At 46.2% G+C, this 18740-nt stretch carries 17 protein-coding genes and 1 pseudogene; 5 read left to right on the top strand and 13 right to left on the bottom strand.

All coding sequences use genetic code 11. From position 1 onward, the window contains the following. Positions 1-15: 15 nt before the first annotated feature. The 8 genes and pseudogenes from AKN87_RS05230 to fabI (AKN87_RS12100) all read right to left on the bottom strand — a co-directional run. Positions 16-870 carry a DMT family transporter gene (locus tag AKN87_RS05230; RefSeq protein WP_053100060.1) on the bottom strand — a complete coding sequence of 285 codons (855 nt, stop codon included), beginning with the start codon at positions 868-870 and terminating at the stop codon, positions 16-18. After that, positions 870-1490, bottom strand: a complete 621-nt coding sequence (gene hflD, locus AKN87_RS05225) for a high frequency lysogenization protein HflD (protein WP_053102702.1) — start codon at positions 1488-1490, stop codon at positions 870-872. Before hflD ends, AKN87_RS05230 begins: the two co-directional genes overlap by 1 nt. Then, entirely contained in the window at positions 1487-2605 is a 1119-nt protein-coding gene (gene mnmA / locus AKN87_RS05220; RefSeq protein ID WP_053103629.1) for a tRNA 2-thiouridine(34) synthase MnmA, read from the bottom strand. Before mnmA ends, hflD begins: the two co-directional genes overlap by 4 nt. A 123-nt stretch (positions 2606-2728) precedes the next feature. Beyond that, positions 2729-3721, bottom strand: a complete 993-nt coding sequence (locus tag AKN87_RS05215) for a sulfate ABC transporter substrate-binding protein (protein ID WP_053102701.1) — start codon at positions 3719-3721, stop codon at positions 2729-2731. A 169-nt stretch (positions 3722-3890) separates the two neighbouring features. Continuing rightward, on the bottom strand, positions 3891-4964 hold the full coding sequence (locus tag AKN87_RS05210) for a 3-deoxy-7-phosphoheptulonate synthase (protein WP_053100056.1): 1074 nt from the start codon (positions 4962-4964) through the stop codon (positions 3891-3893). A gap of 408 nt (positions 4965-5372) precedes the next feature. Continuing rightward, the gene (locus tag AKN87_RS05205; protein ID WP_053102700.1) at positions 5373-7433 is read right to left on the bottom strand and encodes a catalase; all 2061 of its coding nucleotides are present in this window, start codon (positions 7431-7433) and stop codon (positions 5373-5375) included. A 191-nt stretch (positions 7434-7624) separates the two neighbouring features. After that, positions 7625-8212, bottom strand: a complete 588-nt coding sequence (locus AKN87_RS05200; RefSeq protein WP_053102699.1) for a hypothetical protein — start codon at positions 8210-8212, stop codon at positions 7625-7627. Between the two features lie 149 nt (positions 8213-8361). Beyond that, positions 8362-8586 (bottom strand): annotated as a pseudogene (gene fabI / locus AKN87_RS12100) (enoyl-ACP reductase FabI); the annotation flags it as partial. Between the two features lie 388 nt (positions 8587-8974). On the opposite strand from fabI (AKN87_RS12100), the gene AKN87_RS05195 reads away from it, so the two are divergent. Then, a complete protein-coding gene (locus tag AKN87_RS05195) occupies positions 8975-9424 on the top strand; it encodes a cupin domain-containing protein (RefSeq protein ID WP_053102698.1) in 450 nt (149 codons plus the stop codon). Positions 9425-9509: 85 nt separating this feature from the next. Next, positions 9510-9827, top strand: a complete 318-nt coding sequence (locus tag AKN87_RS05190) for a DUF1330 domain-containing protein (RefSeq protein ID WP_053102697.1) — start codon at positions 9510-9512, stop codon at positions 9825-9827. A gap of 70 nt (positions 9828-9897) precedes the next feature. Here AKN87_RS05190 and AKN87_RS05185 read toward each other — a convergent pair whose 3' ends face one another. Continuing rightward, positions 9898-10494 (bottom strand): LuxR family transcriptional regulator, encoded by a 597-nt coding sequence (locus AKN87_RS05185; RefSeq protein WP_053102696.1) that lies wholly within the window; start codon positions 10492-10494, stop codon positions 9898-9900. Positions 10495-10980: 486 nt separating this feature from the next. Here AKN87_RS05185 and dctP point away from each other — a divergent pair, with 486 nt between their 5' ends. The 3 genes from dctP to AKN87_RS05170 all read left to right on the top strand — a co-directional run bounded on the left by dctP (position 10981) and on the right by AKN87_RS05170 (position 14034). After that, complete coding sequence (gene dctP / locus AKN87_RS05180) at positions 10981-12072, top strand: TRAP transporter substrate-binding protein DctP (protein WP_053102695.1); 1092 nt, start codon at positions 10981-10983, stop codon at positions 12070-12072. Positions 12073-12159: 87 nt separating this feature from the next. After that, positions 12160-12693, top strand: coding sequence for a TRAP transporter small permease (locus AKN87_RS05175; protein WP_053102694.1), 534 nt, complete (start codon positions 12160-12162; stop codon positions 12691-12693). A 27-nt stretch (positions 12694-12720) separates the two neighbouring features. Then, on the top strand, positions 12721-14034 hold the full coding sequence (locus tag AKN87_RS05170) for a TRAP transporter large permease (protein ID WP_053102693.1): 1314 nt from the start codon (positions 12721-12723) through the stop codon (positions 14032-14034). Positions 14035-14210: 176 nt separating this feature from the next. On the opposite strand, the gene fabI (AKN87_RS05165) is transcribed toward AKN87_RS05170, so the two are convergent. Genes fabI (AKN87_RS05165) through AKN87_RS05150 form a run of 4 tightly spaced genes read right to left on the bottom strand, consistent with a single transcriptional unit; the run spans position 14211 to position 18739 of the window. After that, positions 14211-15005, bottom strand: coding sequence for an enoyl-ACP reductase FabI (gene fabI / locus AKN87_RS05165; RefSeq protein ID WP_053102692.1), 795 nt, complete (start codon positions 15003-15005; stop codon positions 14211-14213). 30 nt (positions 15006-15035) lie between these two features. After that, the gene (locus tag AKN87_RS05160; RefSeq protein WP_053102691.1) at positions 15036-16652 is read right to left on the bottom strand and encodes an ABC transporter ATP-binding protein; all 1617 of its coding nucleotides are present in this window, start codon (positions 16650-16652) and stop codon (positions 15036-15038) included. Further along, complete coding sequence (locus tag AKN87_RS05155; protein WP_053102690.1) at positions 16630-17649, bottom strand: ABC transporter permease; 1020 nt, start codon at positions 17647-17649, stop codon at positions 16630-16632. The genes AKN87_RS05160 and AKN87_RS05155 overlap by 23 nt, the downstream gene beginning before the upstream one ends. 1 nt (position 17650) lies before the next feature. Further along, positions 17651-18739, bottom strand: coding sequence for a microcin C ABC transporter permease YejB (locus AKN87_RS05150; RefSeq protein WP_053102689.1), 1089 nt, complete (start codon positions 18737-18739; stop codon positions 17651-17653). Between the last annotated feature and the right edge of the window lies 1 nt (position 18740).

Here is an 18740-nt window from a genome sequence, read left to right as displayed (position 1 = left end):
AACAGGCCCTAGGGTTTAGCGTTTACGCAGGAACAATGACATTAGGCTGGCGCTAATGATTAAAACTGCACCACCAATCGAGAGTGGATCAGGGGTTTCTTGCCAAAAAAACCAAGCCAGTAAGCCGGCAAAAATAATCGCACTATAGGCTACCGGCGAGATAATGGATGGCGGTGCCAAAGTGTAGGCCCTTGACATGGTGATCTGAGCAAAGGCGGCCAGTAGTCCAGCGAGTCCCAGCCAAAGCAGTTGGGCGTGGGTTAGCGTTTGCCAAGCCCAAGTCAGTGGCACGGCGGACACTAAGGCACTAAAGAAGGCAAAATAAAACACTATCCGATAGGCAGGCTCGGTATCGCTCATTTGCCGAATTGAAACATAGGCAATGGCAGCGAGTAAGCTGGCAGCTAAACCAATCAAGGACAGGCTGTTAAACAAGCTATTAGAAGGCTTGGCTACTAGTGCTACGCCGAGTAAACCAATGGCTGAAAAAACTAATACCCTTGGGGTCAGCGGCTCTTTGAGCCAAAAGTAGGCAATAATTGGGGTAAAAATAGGTGCTGAGTAAGTAAACAGCATGGCGTCAGCTAGGGGTAAGTGCGCGATTGCGTAAAAAAAGCAATACATCGCCGCAAGACCCGAAAAGGTACGTAAGAAGTGCGATTTAAGGCGCGTGGTTTTAAGAGGCGCTAGGCCTTTACGTAGTAGCAGCGGTAAAAAAAAGATAACGCCAACGAGGTTTCTTGAAAACACCACGATTTCGTTGTTAATCCCAGACTGGGTGGCGTAACGGATAGCCACCCCCATCAAAGCAAAGAGTAAGGCAGAAACTCCCAACAAGAGAGCGCCTTGTAGTGGTTGGCTCTCTTGCATCAGAAGCTAGGACGTTGGGTCAGTAGATTGAGCATTTTTTTGCGACTAAATACCAGCTGCCAGCGGTGACCACCCAGTTGTCGCCAGAGCATGGCGCTGCGAATTCCGGCGAGTAAGAGGGCACGCACTTTAGCGGCGACCATCTCCTGTTGCAGATAGCGCATATCACCATGTACTTGAATACGCTGTTTAAAGGTACTGACTGTGTCTTGGTAGAGCGCGCCTAAGGAAGCAATCACATTGTCATGGGTCAAGCCAAATTGCTCGACCTTGGTTTGAATCAAGGGCAAGCGTTGGCTGATGACATCAATCAGCTCCTCATTGCGCTCTAACTGGGCTTCTAGGGTGATTAAATTCAGCGCATAGCGCAAGGTTTGGCGAGGCAAGTTACCTGGATCACGGCGCAATGCTGCCTCTAAGGCTTTATAGCCATCGCGCAGATTTAAGTCATCGCCACCATACACTTCTAAGGTGTTTTGCGGGTTGGTAATTAACAGACTATTTAGTAGGCAACTTAAGGTGCCGCTGGGCGTTTGCCCAGTTTGAGCTAAACGATCGACTGCTGCGGCAGCTTGAAAAACACCGGCTAAGGCAATTAAACGTTCTTGCTCAATACTCATGGTCGTTGGATCTCCTCATCCCAAGGTTGGGTGGTTTCAATGACGCCGCCACCTAAGCACAGATCGTCTTGATAAAACACAATCGACTGGCCTGGCGTTACGGCACGCTGTGGTTGCTCAAAGGTCACCACATAGCCTTGCTCGGTACGGCTCAGGACGCAGCGCTGATCAGGCTGGCGATAGCGAACTTTAGCGCTCAGCTGCAATGGTTGGCTTAAATCAATGGGATTAATCCAAAAGATTTCACTGGCCGTTAAACTGCGCGAATAGAGCCACGGATGCTCATTACCTTGGCCGACAATCAGTACGTTACGCGCTAGATCTTTAGCAAGTACGTACCAAGGCTCTTCGCTGGCATCTTTTAGGCCACCAATACCTAAGCCTTGGCGCTGACCAATGGTGTGGTACATCAGACCGCTGTGCTGGCCAATGACTTCGCCGTCTACGGTTTGAATCTCACCAGGTTGAGCGGGTAAATACTGTTTTAAAAAGTCAGTAAAGCGTCGCTCGCCAATAAAGCAGATGCCAGTAGAGTCTTTCTTTTTTGCGGTGATTAAGCCATGTTGCTCGGCTAGAGCGCGAACCGCTGGTTTTTCTAGTTCACCCACGGGAAACAAGCTTTGGCCAATTTCTGTGCCACCAACCGCATGTAAGAAATAACTTTGGTCTTTGTTGTTATCAAGACCTTTATATAGACGGCTTTCACCATCAATGTCTAAGCGGCGAACATAATGACCGGTGGCAATTAGATCAGCGCCTAAGTGATGAGCATAGTCTAGAAAGGCTTTAAACTTAATTTCGCGGTTACACAAAATATCTGGGTTAGGTGTGCGGCCCGCTTGATACTCTTCTAAAAAGTGTTCAAATACCTCGTCCCAGTACTCGGCGGCAAAGTTAGCAGTGTGCAACTTGATCCCCAGTTTATCGCATACGGCTTGGGCGTCAGCGAGGTCTTCTTTGGCGGTGCAGTATTCAGTGCCGTCGTCTTCTTCCCAGTTTTTCATAAACAGGCCTTCCACCTGATAGCCTTGCTGCAAGAGCAAGAGGGCCGACACAGAAGAATCAACACCGCCGGACATACCAACGATGACACGGGTAGTAGCTGGGTTATACATGGCATCAACATCTAAGAAAAATAAAGTCAATTCTATCAGATGCAAGCCTTAAGGTGGCAGCTTGCTTAAAAAGCAAAAAGCCGCTGAAAAAATCAGCGGCTAAGAGTCAAGCAGGCAAGTGGGTTATTGTGCGTAGACCTGATCAAAAATACCGCCATCATTAAAGTGCTCTTTTTGAATCTGATCCCAAGGGCCAAAGGTTTTTTCTACCGGCATAAACTCAACTTCTGGGAAGCGGTCAGCGTATTGTTTAAGAATCTCTTGGTTGCGTGGACGCAGGTAGTTCTCAGCAGCAATTTTTTGCGCCTCATCAGACCACAAGTACTTAAGATAGGCTTCGGCCTGCGGTCTTGAACCTTTGCGATCAACCACCTTATCGACCACCGCAACGGGAGGTTCAGCTTCAGCGCTTACACTTGGGTAAACCACCTCAAAACCACCACGGCCAAACTCACGGGCAATCATTTCTGCTTCGTTTTCAAAGGTGATTAGGACATCGCCTAATTTGTTTTGCATAAATGAGCTGGTTGCTGCACGGCCGCCAGTATCTAAGACTGGAGCTTGTTTAAATAACTTGCCGACAAAGTTTTTTGCATCTTGTTCGGAGCCACCATTGTTTAAGGTATATGCCCAGGCTGAGAGGTAGGTGTAGCGACCATTACCTGAGGTTTTAGGGTTAGGCACAATAATTTCTGTGCCTTCTTTGACTAAGTCAGGCCAGTCTTGAATATTTTTCGGGTTACCTTTGCGGACGATAAATACCGTAGCCGAGGTAAAGGGAGCACTGTTATTAGGCAAGGCTTTAGCCCAATCCGCAGGAATTAGATTGCCGTACTCATGCAGTGCATTAATATCCGTGGCCATATTCATGGTGATGACATCTGCTGGTAAGCCATCAATTACTGAGCGGGCTTGTTTGGTTGAACCGCCGTGAGACATTTGAATCTGAATCGGTTTATTCCCTTCAGCCACCCAGTGCTTTTGAAAAGCCGGGTTGTACTCTTTATAAAAGTCGCGCATGACATCGTAGGAGACGTTAAGCAAAGGCGCGGCTTGTAGTGCACTGCTGACAGCGATGCTAGCAGCCAACAGTGAAAAAGACAGTAAAGATTTCATAGTGACTCCGCACATATTAACGAATGATGTGGGGCACTATAGCTAAGGCTTATTATTCCATAAAAGAATATATAGCTATTTGCTTATGCTTTTTGTTGGTGCTTAAAGCAATCAAGCAGCTCTAGGCTGCTTGATTGTGTTACGAGTAAATCTAACTAGCTGATTAAGCTTAACGCTTACGCTTAGGTAGTACATCCTTGAGCTTGGCATGCATATCACGAATGCATTTTTCAGTGGTTTCCCAGTCAATGCAGGCGTCGGTAATGGAAACGCCGTATTGCAAGTCTTCTAGGTTTTCAGGCACTGATTGATTACCCCAGCCAAGGTGGCTTTCCACCATCAAGCTGTTAATTGAGGTATTACCATCAACAATTTGATTGGTGATATTTTCCAGCACTAAAGGTTGCAGGGCAGGGTCTTTGTTTGAGTTAGCGTGGCTGCAGTCAATCATAATGTTGGGCGTGATTTTTGCTTTGACCAGCTCTTGCTCGCACAGCGCCACACTGACAGAGTCATAGTTGGGTTTACCATTACCGCCACGTAATACCACGTGCCCATAAGGGTTACCTTTGGTTTTAACCAGTGACACGCTACCTTGTTGGTTAATGCCTAAAAAGTGGTGCGAGTTTGACACCGACTGCAGGGCATTAATTGCCACGGTTAAGCCGCCGTCGGTACCATTTTTAAAACCCACTGCAGAAGATAGGCCAGAGGCCATTTCACGGTGAGTCTGGGATTCAGTGGTACGGGCGCCAATGGCTGACCAGCTAATTAAATCCTGCAAGTATTGCGGGGTAATAGGATCAAGTGCTTCAGTGGCTGTGGGTAAACCTTTTTCGGCCAGATCAAGCAGTAATTTACGGCCAATGTGTAAGCCATCTTCAATTTGGAAGGTGTCATCCAAATAGGGGTCGTTAATTAACCCTTTCCAACCAACTGTGGTACGCGGCTTTTCAAAATAAACCCGCATGATGAGATATAAAGTATCTGACACTTCTTCTGCTAACACTTTTAAACGGTCAGCATACTCGTGGGCGGCTTTGAGATCGTGAATCGAGCAAGGGCCGATCACAATAAATAAACGGTGGTCTTTACCATCTAAAATATCTCGCACCACTTGGCGGGCAGTAGCAACAGTTTTATGCGCCGTTTCGGTTAACGGCATTTTAGCTTTGAGTTGCTCTGGCGTAATCAAGGTCACATTCGACACAATATTTAAGTCATCAATTGGTAAGTCAGCCATGGTGTTACTCATTTACTCACAGGTCGGAGGTCGCATAAGCCGGCGATCCAGTGCGGCTAGCTAAGAATTATACATAGCATCATTCAAAGAAACCGATAAACGGCCAAATATAGCAAAATTTGAAGCTATCTTGCTGGCAAAGGCTAAAACAACCGCTTTAGGCGCAAACAAGCAGGATAATGGATGAATAATTGCTGATTCAAGAGCTGGTTATGCGGCAGGTCAATACATGCGGGGGCAAAACGGTAGCTGCAGTGAGCCGATCAATTTCTTTGGCTTTCACCTTAACCCGTTATTGTGAATTCTGGAAGTCAAAAGCAACGCAAAATTCAGTAGGACTAGGTTAAAACCAATCGCAGCTGGGTGATAGCTGCGATTAGCGGCTTAACTTGCGTTAAGTGTTAGGAGTTATGGTTCACGCTGATAGAAACGTTGTTTAGCCGCAGTGATAAAGTCTGCAATGTGCTCAATGGGAATAATCCCCGCATCTTTAGTGATATGGCAATGATCCAGCAAGGCTTGTGAGCCTTTACAGTGAGCAATTGCCTTACAATGATAATAGGCATCGTTAATAAAGCTAATGGCGGCGATATTGGTTTTAAGTTGAGTCACCTCATCGGGCATGAGTACCAGTGCTACTGCATCTAAGATTACCGAGGGCATGCCTGCTAACTTGCCATCTGCAGTGATTGTGGAGCCATCAGACAGCGTAATATCGCCTGTTTTAAGCGCAATGATTTTGACAATGGCACCCGCTTGTTCAGCGGCCGACTGAATGCCGTGAATTTGCTCAGCATTACTTTTATTGGCGATCAAAATGCCCACTGTGCGACCTTGCAGAGTATTTTGCATTTTGCCAATGGTTTGTAGGGCAGGTGAAACAGGTTGATCTGTGGCGGGAGTTGCGGTGCTAAAGGCTTTAGGCAATGGCTTTATATTCAGTTGCTCAGCTACTGCCTTGGCTAGTGTTTGATCAATATTAAGTAAGTGACTGATCATGCGCTCGCGTACTGCTAGCGTTTCGACTTTGGATAACTCAAAGGCATAGGCTGACTGAATATGCCGTTGCTCTTCAGGCGTTTGGCTGCAGTAAAACTGCCGCGCTTGTGAATAATGATCAGCAAAACTTTCAGGACGCACGCGACCTTTAACTTGATTGTTTTCATCGTGCGTATAACTAGCAAAGCCTGCTGTGGTTGCTTTAGGTGATTGCGGCTCTAGTGAGCTGGGCTCATAAGCCACTCGGCCTTTAGGGATCTGCATTTGCATGTGGCCATCGCGTTGCTGATTGGCAAACGGGCATTTAGGCGCATTAATGGGGATTTGTTGAAAATTAGGGCCACCTAAACGCGAGAGCTGGGTATCTAAGTAAGAAAATAATCGGCCTTGCAGTAGTGGATCATTACTAAAATCAATGCCCTGCACGATATTGGCCGGACAGAATGCCACTTGCTCGGTTTCGGCAAAAAAATTATCAGGCATCTTATTAAGTACAAAACGGCCGATAACTTTAAGCGGCACTAATTCTTCGGGAATGAGCTTTGTTGGATCTAGATGATCAAACGGAAACTGCGCGGCTTGTTCTTCAGTAAATAATTGAACCGAAAACTCCCATTCTGGGTAATGCCCTTGGGTAATTGCTTCAAATAAATCGCGGCGATGGTAATCAGGATCCGCACCGGCAATTTTTACGGCTTCATCCCACAAGGTTGACTGAACGCCGAGTTTGGGTCTCCAGTGAAACTTAACAAAGGTGGATTTACCTTCTGCATTAATCAAGCGAAAACTGTGCACGCCAAAGCCTTCAATCATACGTAAACTGCGAGGAATAGCGCGATCACTCATAACCCACATTACAGTGTGCATCGATTCAGGCATTAAGGAAACAAAATCCCAAAAGGTATCGTGAGCACTGGCAGCTTGAGGAAAACCGCGATCAGGCTCCATTTTTACCGCATGAATTAAGTCAGGAAATTTAATCGCATCTTGAATAAAAAAGACCGGAACGTTGTTACCGACAATATCCCAGTTACCTTGCTCGGTATAAAATTTTAACGCAAAGCCACGAATATCACGCGGAGTATCCACAGAGCCTGCACCACCAGCGACGGTTGAAATACGGGCAAACATTGGCGTTTTTTTGCCAACTTCGGTCAGTACTTTGGCGGTGGTGTATTCAGCTAAGGATTCCGTTAGCTCAAAGTAACCATGGGCTGCACTCCCTCGGGCGTGAACGATACGCTCGGGAATACGCTCATGGTCAAAGTGGGTGATTTTTTCGCGCAGGATAAAATCTTCTAACAGCGTTGGACCTTTGCCCAACATATGGAGCGAGTTTTGATTATCTGAAATCTCTAGCCCTTGATTGGTTGTCAGGGCGGGCGCTGAGTAATCTTCAGCTCGCTGATGTATTTCATCAGCATTGCCACGGTGAAAAGGGCATTGAGTTGTTGTTTTATCGTTAGACATTCCTTTTACCTCTTCGCTGTAATGTTAAGCACGGTAAAATTTCAGAACAGCTAACGAGGAGGAAGGTTCAGGTGGGCTGACCAGTGGTTTTGCTCTAAGCGTGTATAAGAAAACTGTAGTCTAAATAGCCTGTTAGCTGCTGATTTCGCAGCTAACAGGTTGAATTAAAAAAACTTTTTAAGCTGGAGACACTAGCCTGAATAGGGTAAGTAATCGACACTTATTAAGCGATAGTTTTTATCAAAGACAAAGAAAACGTAGTCGCCAGCGTCATTTTGCTTGTAGTCGTACATTAAATGATTTTCTTCAGACGACATTAAGCAGTTGGACTTACCGAAGGCTTCATATACAGCTTTTCGAGAAGAGCCTATTTTGACGTTTTTTGCAAATTCTAGCTGTTTTCCAATAAATTCAATTTGGCTGGCGCCTTGGTTGCCATGCTCGCTATTTTTATAGTGAGACATGATAACGCCCTCTTTAAACTCAGTGCGGTAGAAGTTAACAGGAGGCTCACTTTCGGTGATTGTTTCAGATATCACTTGAAGGCGTTTTTTAGCTTTTTCTGGGTAGATATCCATTTGGTAAAAACCATATTTTTTTAAAAAACTATCAAAGGTCTTATCAAAAAAAGTGGGCTGACCATTGGCAATGCAAGCCTCCATGTCACCGATAAGCTTTTGTTCTTGGGCCGACAGTTTAAAAAATTCAGCGCTTACTGGGCTGGATAATGCAGCCAATGCGAGGGCGGTGCAGCTGAGGGTGGTGATTGATTTCAACATAATAAAACTCCATGTATTCCTTGTTTAATCAGCTGCACTTAACAATGCAGCCGAGGTAATCTAAAACATTTGCTGGAGTAAAGGAAATCAGGGCATAAAAAAGCGACTGCACGAAGGCAGTCGCTGTGGTTGCAATAACCGCTTTGCAGTTAACTGTCTAATGCACCCATTGCGGTAGTGTTAAAGCCACCGTCAACGTACATAATTTCACCACTAATGCCTGAGGCTAGGTCAGAGCATAAGAAAGCTCCCGCATTGCCAACTTCTTCAATAGTCACGTTGCGGCGCAGTGGGGTTTGCGCTTCGTTGGCACCGAGCATTTTACGGAAATCTTTAATGCCCGAAGCCGCTAAGGTCCGAATCGAGCTTGTGGATGATTATGTCAGTTGTGTTTTTTATACGGAGTATCCATATTTTTAGCAGAAATAAGGCCTAGGAGAAGTAGTACTTTTAATACAAAGTACCCGTGTATACGTATCTGCACGTATAGATATACGTAGTTTGTCTGCTTAATATGAAATAAAAAGTCAAGTAAGCGCTAGAGATGAGAGGGAGCTACTAAGGAAGTATTCGGCGCTACGATCACTAAGGGGTTAGCTATATTCTTTGTGGTAGATATCTGACTAAGGCTTTTACGGCCCGTACTATTTATAGCCCAACATGCGATTTGTGGAGCTTACAGTCATGTGTCTCGGCTGTAATTTTATAATTAAAACAATGCGTTTTATACGGTTGTTGCTTATGAGTGTCAGGAGATTTGAAATGAGATTTCAACTAGAAACCCCGCTGGAAATTCCAGAAAATGTTGCTGAGCTAGCTAAAAAACTAACCTATGCCACTCAGGAAAGTGCACCACTGATTTCTGGTCGACGTTCCTTTTTTAAGTACCGTGAATTAGGTTTGACGGAAGTTACTGAAGGTCTTGCCAGAGCGCAGGTTACTTGTGCTACTGATGTGATGGAGCAGACAGGCTGGCATTACCATATTTGCGATGTGCACTTTATCTACGCACTGCGCGGCTGGATTGAGCTACAGTTTGAAGATGGCAGCACAATTCGTTTGGAAACTGGTGAGTCACTATTTATACCGCCGGGTCTTAAGCACAATGAAACAGCGATTTCATCTGATTTAGAACTATTTGAAATGTCGGTTCCGGCCAAAATGGAAACGGTTGCTTGTGAGCGTCCTAGCCATTTGCCAGCAGATTTTTAATCGACAGCTTTTTTGCGACTATAAAAGCTGAGCCATGCAGCTTTGTTTTTTATTACTAGAGTTGATCTATTGAGGAAGGTGTGTGATGAGCGCGAAAGGATATCTCTTTGCTGAGTTGTCAGTTACTGATTCTGAGGTATTTGTTAAGGAGTACATGGCTAGAGTAGAGCCGGTGCTTAAGCAGTTTGGCGCCCGGTTTTTAGTGGCAACCAATTCGCCAATAGTGATTGAGGGTGAGCGGGTTGTGCGTCGTGTGATTTTTCTTGAGTTTGGCTCGCTTGAGCGAGCCAAGGAATTTTACTATTCACCTGAATACCAAGATATTATTGATTTTCGGTTTAAATCCTCATCTGCTCATCTGTATCTTCTGGACGGAATTCCAGGGCAAGCAGACGGCAAGTAGATAGCATAAAGCAAAGATTTTAGTGAAGTCAGTTTAGCCACCTAAGCGGCAAAACTGACTGTCATTATGGCTAGCGGTTGTGTTCAACCATAACGATCTTTGAAACCAATTCTGCAGTATTTTTCGCATCCAGTTTTTTCATCAGTCGGCCGCGATGCACTTCCACTGTGCGGTGGGAAATTCCCAGCGCTTGCCCCGTTTCCTTACAAGTTAATCCGTTAACTATATAGCCAGCAATTTCACGCTCTCGCGGCGTTAGTTCAATGGCTTTAGTTTCGTTATGGCGGACGCGCTCAAAGCTCCAGACCATCAAGGCAAAAGGGTCTTCGGGAATAAGGGTAATACCTTTAGCTCTGGCCCAAAAAATCTCCTGATTACTATGCTGCATAAAGCGTTCATCTTCGTAGTAGCTGTTTTTTTCCAAAGCTTTACGGCTGCGCTCACCTACTTTCTGGTAATCCATGTTATTGGGGTAGAGCATACGGATTAATTCATTTTCTAGAGCGGTCGTGTCATAGCCAAAGAGTTCGGCAAACGCTTTGTTACAACGCAACATTTTACGATGCTGAGTAATCACTTGTGGGGAAGGTGATTCGATAAAAGCCAACTTTTCTAGATCGTGCTCACAGATGTCACGTTGTAAAAAATATTCTTCTGCTGTCTTCATGGCACACCTGAACTAAAGATTAGTCTACTAATGTCTATACGTGGATGCACGTATAGATATACGTAATTCAACTGTTCAGTATATAGATAACTAAAGTGGGAGTGGTGGCGTCTGCAAAAAAATCTATAGCTAGTAGCGTTTGTGTCCAGTTTTGTAAGTTTGCTAGCTAACTGATTGGTTTGATTAGCCATCTCATCGGGTATCACTGATGTTGCATCAAGTGCTTGTGATTAGGTACGAAAATGCATGTGCTTCTACGTAGGAACCTTGTTTGCCAATGTCTAGGTAATCAATGGTGGAAAGGTCGGAGAGGGTTCTGGTTATCGGTGCGGAGAAAATGACTTCGAGTAGTACTTAGCTTGAATGCGTATAGGTGCTAGTCAGCCTTGGCTAGCAAATAGAACCCGTCCGGATAACATTAAGTTTTCCACAGATGTTTCCTTGGATACTAATAATTAAATTTAATAAGAAAGAGAGGAAAGTCTTATGAACAGACGTGACTTTATTAAAATGACAGGTGCCTTAGCGGGTGCGGGTATGCTGGGTAGTTTGCCACTGAGTGCTTTAGCGAAGGGTGCAACACGCTTTAAGTTTGATAGCTATATATCTGACACTGCAGGGCCTTCACGACTGGATAGCTGGTTTTTGTCCGAGTTAGAAAAACGGGCGGCTGGAGACGTCAATATTCGCCGTTTTTGGTCAGCATCGCTAAACCGTGTAGGCGAGCACTTGGCGGCGGTTCGTGACAACACTTCGGAAATGTCACTGATCTCTCCAGGCTATTACCAGTCAGAGCTTCCAGTTACCCGTGGGTTGGAATGGTACTACCGTTTAGAACGAGCAGATGCATTGCAGCAGGTGTGTCGTGATGTTTATCAAGAATTTGCTCCTTTGCGCGAAGAATGGGAAAGACGTCATCGCTCTAAAGTTATGTATTGGACCAACTGGAACTATGCTCCACTGATTACCCGCAAGCCGATTCGCTCTCTTGAGGATCTTAAAGGAATGCGGATACGTGGTTATGGTGTTTCAACCGATGTTATTGAGGGACTAGGCGCGACCGCAGTGCCAGTAGCAGCGCCTGAGGTTTACACCTCACTGGAGCGTGGCGTTCTAGATGGCGTGTATGGCTTTGACTATATTACTGCAGTTTCTTACAAGCTGCATGAAATTGCTCCCTATATGACCGATATTGGTGACGGGCCTCATGCTCCTTCGGCCACCATCATGAATTTAAATTTCTGGAACTCAATGCCAGAGAATCTTCAGCGTATTTGTGATGAGATCGTTGAGGAGATTTATGCCGGTCAGTACCGTACTATTATGGATGCGGCGAATCGCGAGTATGTTAAGCGGGCACTGGATGAGGGTGCTAAGTTTCATATTTGGACTGATGAGCAAAAGCAGGCCGCACGCGATATTGTGCAGCCAAATCAGACCAACAAGTGGATTGACCGAGTAGCAAAGCCAGCACGTATTGATGGTGAGGCTATGCAGGGATTAATAGAGGCGGCGATTAATAAACATGGCAGCAGTGGCAATTTAGCTCGCCCTGAAGAGATTGCACTAGGTGTTTAATGGTTGCTCTGGTACAGAGTGCCACAGTCTTGTTAGTGCGCTCTGTCGAGTGGCGGGCGCGCTGACTCTACAGCGGAGGGTCTGATTATGGCCAAGCTACATGTGCTGTCTCGGCAGCTTTCTAACTTTTTTGGCCTCGTGGCATTGTTGTGTCTGTTATTCCTGATGCTGGGAACCACGGTTGATGTGACGGTGCGTGCGATCACTGGACGTTCCTTATCAGGCGTATTTGAAATGGCCGAAACCAGCATGGTGTTGCTGGTGTTTTTGGGGCTGGGCTGGACCAAACTGGACGACGCTCATATCAGAGTCACCATGCTCTTGGAAAAGTGCTCACGTCGCAAGCAAGTCTTCTTTGAAGCCATTGCCTGGAGTATGGCGGCTTTGATGCTAATGATTCTGGCGTATGCATCTACTCAGGATGCGATTCATTCGTTTTCTATTCGTGAGTTTCGTTGGGGGCATATTGAGTTTCCGATCTGGTGGGCAAAAATTACCTTAGCAGCTGGGCTCTGGTTCAGCTGTTTACAGATGATGCTCAAGGCATTGAATATAGCGCTCACCGGCGAGCCGCCAAGCTATAACGGTTTGGAAAGTGAGCTATCCAGCTACCAGCAATGAGATTGATAGTCAAATAAAGGACTCACAATGGATTACATGCTAGCGGCCATTTTGGCCACCGCCCTGATTTTTGCCCTGATGGCAATCGGGACACCTGTTTTTGCGGCGCTGGGTTTAGCCGGCACTGCAGGAATTCTCATGATTGAAAACCTCGACTTTGTGCTGAATAGGCTCAAGTCGTTTTCCTACCATCAATCAGCATCTTACTTGTTGACGGTTATTCCGCTGTTCATCCTGATGGGCGCTTTTGCGCATCATGCTGGGGTTGGGCAACGATTATTTGGCGTCGCACGTAAGTGGGTAGGGCATTGGCCTGGTGGTCTAGCTATGGCTAGTATTCTTACCAGCGCAGGCTTTGCTGCTACCTCGGGTTCAAGTGTGGCAACCGCTGCTACAGTTGGCTCTGTGGCTATTCCAGAGATGAAAAAATCGGGTTATGATCCGCGTTTATCTGCCGGCGCAGTTGCAGCAGGCGGAGTACTCGGTGTATTGATTCCACCCAGTGTGCTGTTGATTTTTTATGCAGCTTTAACAGAGGTCTCTGCTGGACAAATGCTGGTTGCCGGTATTATTCCAGGGCTTCTATCAACGCTGGTGTTTATGGCGGGTATTTGGATCGTCAGCATCAATCTGAAAACCAAGCAAGAACCCACAGTTAAAGCAAGCTGGAAAGAGCGCATTCTGTCACTCAGAAGAGCTTGGCAAGTTGGGGTGCTATTTGTAGCGGTTCTCGGTGGCATTTATCTCGGTTTTGTTACTCCGACAGAAGCGGGTGCAATCGGAGCGTTTATTGCTTTTATCATGCTGCTGTTTTCTCGTTCGGCACGTCCGCAACTGAAGGAGCACATCTATGATAGTTGCCGGTCATCAATTACCACCACAGTGATGATTCTGATGACAATGGTGGGAGCGGGTATCTTCAGCTACTTTTTGAGTCTTGCACAAATACCTCAGAGCCTTGCTAGCTTTATGGTGACAGTGGATGTACCGCCGTTACTAATTGTAGGCTTATTGCTGCTGATCTATTTTCCACTGGGTATGTTTCTTGATGCCTTCTCGATGCTAGTGATCACCTTACCGATTATGTTTCCTACGATTGTTTCGCTAGGTTTCGACCCGATTTGGTTTGGTATCTTGGCGGTTAAAATGTGCGAGATTGGCTTGATCACACCACCGGTCGGATTAAACGTATATGTAATTGCAGGTATCGATCGTACTACACCACTGGCACAAATATTTCGTGGCGCAACTTGGTTTGTAGTTATGGAAGTGGTCACTACCTTGATCCTGTTCTTCTTTCCAGTAATCGTAACCTGGCTCCCGCAATCCATGCTCGGCTAATATAAGTTGTAGCAAACTCGCTTGCTAAGTCTATAAGCTTTGCGGGCGAGAGTTAGCTTTAAAAGTTCTTGCTACCTCGCTATAAAACCAATTACCTGATGAGCTGAATAAAACCTAGCCCACAAAAAAGCGACTGCACGAAGGCAGTCGCTGTGGTTGCAATAACCGCTTTGCAGTTAACTGTCTAATGCACCCATTGCGGTAGTGTTAAAGCCACCATCTACGTACATAATTTCACCACTAATGCCTGAGGCTAGGTCAGAGCATAAGAAAGCTCCCGCATTACCAACTTCTTCAATAGTCACGTTGCGGCGCAGTGGGGTTTGTGCTTCGTTAGCGCCGAGCATTTTACGGAAATCTTTAATGCCCGAAGCGGCTAAGGTGCGAATCGGACCTGCCGATACTGCGTTAACACGGGTGCCTTCTGGGCCAAGGCTTGAGGCAAGATAACGTACGCCTGCTTCTAGGCTAGCTTTAGCCATGCCCATAACGTTGTAGTTAGGCATGGTGCGTTCAGCGCCCAGATAGGTCAGGGTCAATAAGCTGCCATTACGACCTTTCATCATTTCACGGCCCGCCTTGGCTAGGGCGACAAAGCTATAGGCGCTAATATCGTGGGCAATTTTAAAGCCATCACGGGTAGTTACTTCAGTAAAATCACCATCCAGTTGGTCGCCAGGGGCAAAACCTACCGAGTGCACAATACCATCCAAGCTATCCCATTGTTTGGCCAGCTCAGTAAAGACATTTTCGATATCGGCATCATTGGCCACATCGCACGGAAAGCATAAATCAGCGCTGGAACCCCAGTCAGCGGCAAAGCCTTCTACTCGGCCTTTAAGCTTTTCATTTTGGTAAGTGAATGCGAGTTCAGCGCCTTCACGGTGCATGGCCGCGGCAATTCCGGAGGCGATGGATAGCTTACTGGCTACACCAACAATTAAAATACGTTTACCCGCTAAAAAACCCATGTGATTTCCTCTTATGTATGGGGAATAACATCAATTCGCTGCAGCTGGCAGCATAAATGCTGCTTCTAACAATTGCTGCGTATAAGGATGCTGTGGCGCTGCAAAAATAGTCGCCGCAGTCCCTTGTTCTACTACTTGGCCTTGACGCATCACCATTAATTGATGACACAAGGCTTTAACCACCGCCAAATCATGACTGATGAATAAGTATGTGAGGTTGTATTTGACTTGTAAGTCACGTAGCAATTCTATCACTTGTCGTTGCACGCTACGATCTAAGGCTGAAGTCGGTTCGTCTAATAAGATCAAATCAGGTTTAAGCACCAAGGCGCGGGCAATGGCTACCCGTTGGCGTTGACCGCCGGAAAACTCATGGGGATAGCGGTGCCGAGTAGCTGGATCCAGCCCCACTTCTTGTAGGGCGTGCACGATCATTTGCTCTCGGTCCGAGGGTGTACCGATTTGATGAATCTCTAAACCTTCGCCAATAATTTGACCGATGCTCATTCGTGGACTCAAGCTGCCAAAAGGATCTTGAAAGACCACCTGTAGCTTGCGGCGCAGTGGGCGAACTTGTTTTTGCGTTAAGGTATTGATTGGTTGCTGTGCAAATACAATCGAACCTTGGCTTTGAATGAGGCGCAAAATAGCTAAGCCTAAGGTAGATTTACCCGAGCCACTTTCACCTACAATGCCCAAACTTTGCCCACGTTTTAGCTGAAAACTAATGTCATCTACTGCTTTAACATGATCAAAGGTGCGTTGTAACAACCCTTTTTTAAGTGGAAACCAGACCTTTAATTGCTCGACACTCAATAATGTAGGACCAACTTCGGTAGCAGCGGGTAAGCCCGAGGGTTCAGCGGCTAGTAACGCTTGGGTGTAAGGGTGTTGTGGTGCTGTAAATAGCTGTTCGCTGACAGCTTGCTCAACCAAACAGCCTTGCTGCATAACACACACGCGGTCAGCCACGCGTCTGACCAAGTTTAAATCATGGCTAATTAATAAAATCGCCATGCCCATTTTCTGTTGTAAGCGTTGCAGTAGTTCTAAAATAGTTTTTTGTACGGTGACATCCAATGCGGTGGTGGGCTCATCGGCAATCAGTAGCTTGGGTTCATTAGCCAGCGCCATGGCGATCATCACCCGTTGTCGCTGACCACCTGAGAGCTCATGGGGATAAGCTTTAATCCGCTGCTCAGGTTGGGGGATTTCAACTAGGCGCAATAGCTCTAAAGCTTTAGCGCTAGCTTCGGCTTTTGTCAGGCGTTGATGCTGTAAGATCATCTCGCTGATTTGTTTGCCAATTCGTTGCAACGGGTTTAACGAGCTCATGGGTTCTTGAAAAATCATCGCAATTTGTTGGCCACGAATTTGTTGCATAGCTGTTTCTGGCAGGCTCAGCAAGTCTTCGCCCTGATAAAGAATTTTGCCCATCATTTGAGCGCTAGCGGGCAATAGACGCAAAATCGCATTGGCCGTGACAGATTTGCCGGAGCCACTTTCACCGACTAAGGCTAAGGTTTCACCTGGCTGCAGTTGCAAGCTGACCTGTTTAACCGCAGGACTTAGCTGTTGGCCTTGGGTAAAACTCACACTCAGCTGTTCGATACTGAGTAGCGGCTTACTTGCGGGGGTCGAATGCATCGCGGGCTGCCTCACCAATAAAGACTAATAAACTTAACATTAAGGCCAACACACTAAAGGCACTGATCGCTAGCCAAGGTGCTTGCAGGTTAGATTTGGCTTGGGAAACTAGCTCGCCTAGAGAGGGTGCACCTGGTGGTAAGCCAAAACCTAAAAAGTCGAGCGCGGTTAAGGTGCCAATTGCTCCGGTAATAATAAATGGCAAAAAAGTTAGGGTGGAGACCATCGCATTTGGCAGAATATGGCGAAACATAATGTTAGTGTCAGACATGCCCAGCGCCCGAGCAGCGCGCACATATTCTAGGTTTCGTCCACGTAAAAACTCGGCACGAACTAAATCCACCAAGCTCATCCAAGAAAACAGCAGCATAATCCCCAGTAGCCACCAAAAATTAGGCTGAATAAAGCTCGCCATAATAATTAATAGGTAGAGCACTGGCAGGCCTGACCAAATCTCCATAAAGCGCTGGCCGATTAAATCAACCCAGCCGCCATAATAGCCCTGCAAAGCGCCGGCGATAATACCGATCACTGCACTAATCGTAGTTAAGGTAAGGGCGAACAGCACTGAAATTCGAAAGCCATAAATAACCCTCGCTAATACATCGCGTCCTTGATCATCAGTACCTAGCCAATTTTGGGCCGAAGGAGGCGCAGGCGCTGGTACCTGTAAATCGTAATTAATACTGGAGTAGTGAAAAGGGATAGGCGGCCACAGCATCCAGCCATTTTTATCTTCAATTAACTGCTGAATATAAGGACTTTTATAGTTGGCTTGGAGCGGAAATTCGCCGCCAAAAGTGGTTTCTGGGTAGCGCTTAACCACTGGAAAATACAGTTGGTTGTCGTATTTCACGATTAAGGGTTTATCGTTGGCGACCAGTTCAGCGCCCAAAGTAAAAAAGAATAGCAACAAAAACAGCCACAGCGAATACCAACCGCGTTTGTGGGCTTTAAAGTGTTGCCAGCGACGTTGATTTAATGGAGAGAGCGTCATTTCATTGCCCCCGACTTGCAAAATCAATGCGTGGATCAACCAGCGTATAGGTTAAGTCACCGATTAATTTAACCAGTAAACCCAGCAAGGTGAATAAAAATAAGGTACCGAAAACCACCGGATAGTCGCGATTAATGGCAGCTTCAAAACTTAACAGACCTAAACCGTCCAGTGAAAAAATGACTTCAATGAGTAAGGAGCCGGTAAAGAACATGCCAATGAAAGCGGCAGGAAACCCCGCAATAATAATCAGCATGGCATTGCGAAATACATGGCCATACAGCACTTGTCGTTGATCTAAGCCTTTGGCTCGTGCCGTGGTGACGTATTGTTTGTTGATTTCATCTAAAAAACTATTTTTAGTGAGCAGGGTTAAGGTGGCAAAGTTGCCAATCACTAACGCAGTAACCGGAAGTGCTAAGTGCCAAAAATAATCGCCAATTTTGCCAAGCAAAGTTAACTCTTCAAAGTTGCTTGAAGTCAGGCCACGTAGCGGAAACCAGCTTAAATAGCTGCCGCCAGCAAAGATCACGACTAATAAAATAGCAAATAAAAATGCCGGCACAGCATAGCCTAGGATGATCGCAGAGCTAGTCCACACATCAAAACGGCTGCCATGGCGTACTGCTTTACTGATACCGAGCGGAATAGACACCAAGTACATCAGTAAGGTGCTCCATAGGCCTAGTGAGATGGAGACTGGCAGCTTTTCTTTGATTAGGTCGACCACCTTGGCATCACGAAAGAAGCTATTGCCAAAATCAAACTGGGCATAATTTTTTAGCATAATCCAAAAGCGCTCAGGGGCAGACTTATCAAAGCCGTACATGCGCTCAATTTCAGCAATTAAGTCGGGATCAAGGCCTTGGGCGCCACGATAGTTAGCAGAACCACTGCTGCTGACTTCACTGCCACCGCCAGAAATTCGTCCTGTCGCGCCGCCTGCAGCTTCGTCAAAGCCTTCGAGCTTGGCAATCATTTGCTCAACTGGGCCACCGGGGGCAGCCTGAATAATGATAAAGTTAAGCAGTAAAATGCCAAATAAAGTGGGAATAATCAGCAATAGCCGTCGAAAAATATAAGCCAGCATA

Source organism: Thiopseudomonas alkaliphila, assembly GCF_001267175.1.
Lineage (GTDB): Bacteria > Pseudomonadota > Gammaproteobacteria > Pseudomonadales > Pseudomonadaceae > Oblitimonas > Oblitimonas alkaliphila.
This window is presented reverse-complemented; position numbering and strand designations above follow the sequence as displayed.